Here is a 2,071-nt window from a genome sequence, read left to right on the forward strand (position 1 = left end):
CACGAGATGGGCTTCGCGAGGAAGGTCGCCGACCGGGTCCTGTTCCTCGCCGACGGCGTCATCGTCGAGGACACCACCCCCGACAAGTTCTTCTCCGACCCCGAGAGCGACCGTGCCAAGGACTTCCTCGCGAAGATCCTCGGCCATTAGGAGGAGCGGACATGACTACACGCACACTGCTCCGCAGAGTGACCGCAGCGGTCGTCGCGACGGCCGGCGCCCTGGCACTGGCGTCCTGCGGGTCCTCGGAACCCCGCTCGCTACTCACCGACATCGAGAACGGTCACGTCACCCTGGGAACGAAGTTCGACCAACCGGGGCTGGGGGAACGTACCCCGGACAAGGAGTTCGAGGGGGTGGACACCGACGTCTCCCGCTTTGTCGTGAACTACATCGCCGACCGCAACGGCTGGGACGAGCCGGACATCACCTGGCGTGAGACCCCCTCGGCCCAACGGGAGACCCTGATCAACAACGGCGAGGTCAACATGATCGCCGCAACCTACTCCGTCAACGCCGGCCGGCTCAAGGCCGTCGATTTCGGTGGCCCCTACCTCGTCACCCACCAGGCCCTCCTGGTCCGCGGGGACGCCGGGATCGACGGCCTGTCCGATCTCTCCGACGGCACCCGTCTGTGCTCGGTGTCCGGCTCCACTCCGGCGCAGAAGGTCAAGGCAGCACTGCCGAAGGTGCAGCTCCAGGAGTTCGACACCTACGCGGCCTGCGCCGAGGGAGTGAAGCAGGGGGTCGTGGACGCCCTCACCACCGATGCCACGATCCTCGCGGGCTTCGCCCAACGCTACCGGGAGCGCTACGGAGACGACTTCAAGGTCGTCGAGCTGAAGAACGACGACGGCTCCTACTGGACCGACGAGAATTACGGCATCGGTCTGCCCAAGGGGGACACCGACGACCTGGACGCGGTCAACGAGGCGCTCAACGCCATGTGGGACTCCGGGGAGTTCCTGAAGATCATCCACAAGTACCTCGGCGAGGACTTCGATCCCGGTGACAAGCCGGACATCGGCGATCTCTCGTTCGTGGACGAGAAGTAGAAAGAGAGGTGGCGTAACCAATGAATTCCGAACTGTGGGCCGATATGGGCCCTGAACTGTGGCCGGTGTTCTGGACGACGATCAAGTTGACCGTCGTCTCAGGTATCGGTGCCCTGATCCTGGGCACGGTCCTCACCGCCATGCGCGTCTGCCCGGTGGGCATTCTGCGCACCGTGGCCACGGTGTACATCAACGTGGTCCGCAACACCCCGCTGACCCTGATCATCCTCATCGTCTCCCTGGGGCTCTACTACAACCTCAATCTGCTGCTCGCGAGCAACTCGAGCCCGCACTTCATTGAGCAGCAGAACTTCCGCCTCGCCGTACTCGCTTTCGTCGCTTACACTTCGACCTTCGTGGCCGAATCACTGCGGTCAGGTATCAACACCATCCCCTTCGGCCAGGCTGAGGCGGCCCGCTCGCTGGGCCTGACCTTTATGCAGAACTTCCGGTACGTGATCTTCCCGCAGGCCCTGCGCGGATCCATCGTCCCACTGGGAAACACACTCATCGCACTGACCAAGAACACGACCATCGCCTCGGTGATCGGAGTGTCCGAGGCGTCCCTGCTCATGAAGACCATGACCGAGAACTACGCCAGTGACATCCTCTGGATCTTCGCGATCATCGCCGTCGGGTTCATGATCCTCACCCTGCCCACCGGACTCTTCTTCGGTTGGGCCGGCAAGCGTTGGGCGGTGAAGCGCTGATGTCCGCAACCCGTGCAACAGTCCTCTACGACACCCCCGGTCCCCGGGCGGTCCGGGTCAACCGGTACCTCACGGTCATCGTCTCCCTGCTCCTCACCGCTCTCGTCGTCTCCGTCCTCTGGGCTCTCGGGGACAAGGGACAGCTCAACGGCGACAAGTGGGACTGGGTGGTCAAGGGCAACTCGTGGACCACCTACCTCATCCCCGGCCTCTGGGCGACGGTGAAGGCGGCTGTCCTGTCGATCATCCTCGCGCTGATCGTCGGAACTGTCCTGGGCATCGGTCGACTGTCCTCCCACCGGTCGA

General features: G+C 63.8%; 2 protein-coding genes and 2 pseudogenes. All 4 read left to right on the forward strand.

The features are described 5' to 3' along the window. Positions 1-150, forward strand: a pseudogene (locus tag QZV72_RS12420) (amino acid ABC transporter ATP-binding protein); the annotation flags it as partial. A gap of 11 nt (positions 151-161) precedes the next feature. Further along, positions 162-1,055 (forward strand): glutamate ABC transporter substrate-binding protein, encoded by an 894-nt coding sequence (locus QZV72_RS12425; protein WP_297008901.1) that lies wholly within the window; start codon positions 162-164, stop codon positions 1,053-1,055. A gap of 20 nt (positions 1,056-1,075) precedes the next feature. Next, complete coding sequence (locus tag QZV72_RS12430; protein WP_297008902.1) at positions 1,076-1,765, forward strand: amino acid ABC transporter permease; 690 nt, start codon at positions 1,076-1,078, stop codon at positions 1,763-1,765. Continuing rightward, positions 1,765-2,071 (forward strand): annotated as a pseudogene (locus QZV72_RS12435) (amino acid ABC transporter permease); the annotation flags it as partial. The gene QZV72_RS12430 and the pseudogene QZV72_RS12435, both read left to right, overlap by 1 nt.

This window comes from uncultured Corynebacterium sp., from assembly GCF_902782855.1.
In the GTDB taxonomy this organism is placed as follows: domain Bacteria; phylum Actinomycetota; class Actinomycetes; order Mycobacteriales; family Mycobacteriaceae; genus Corynebacterium.

Bases quoted from the DNA above. Each gene is read 5' to 3' on its own strand.
- QZV72_RS12430 (WP_297008902.1), top strand. From the start codon at position 1,076: ATGAATTCCGAACTGTGGGCCGATATGGGCCCTGAACTGTGGCCGGTG.
- QZV72_RS12425 (WP_297008901.1), top strand. From the start codon at position 162: ATGACTACACGCACACTGCTCCGCAGAGTGACCGCAGCGGTCGTCGCG.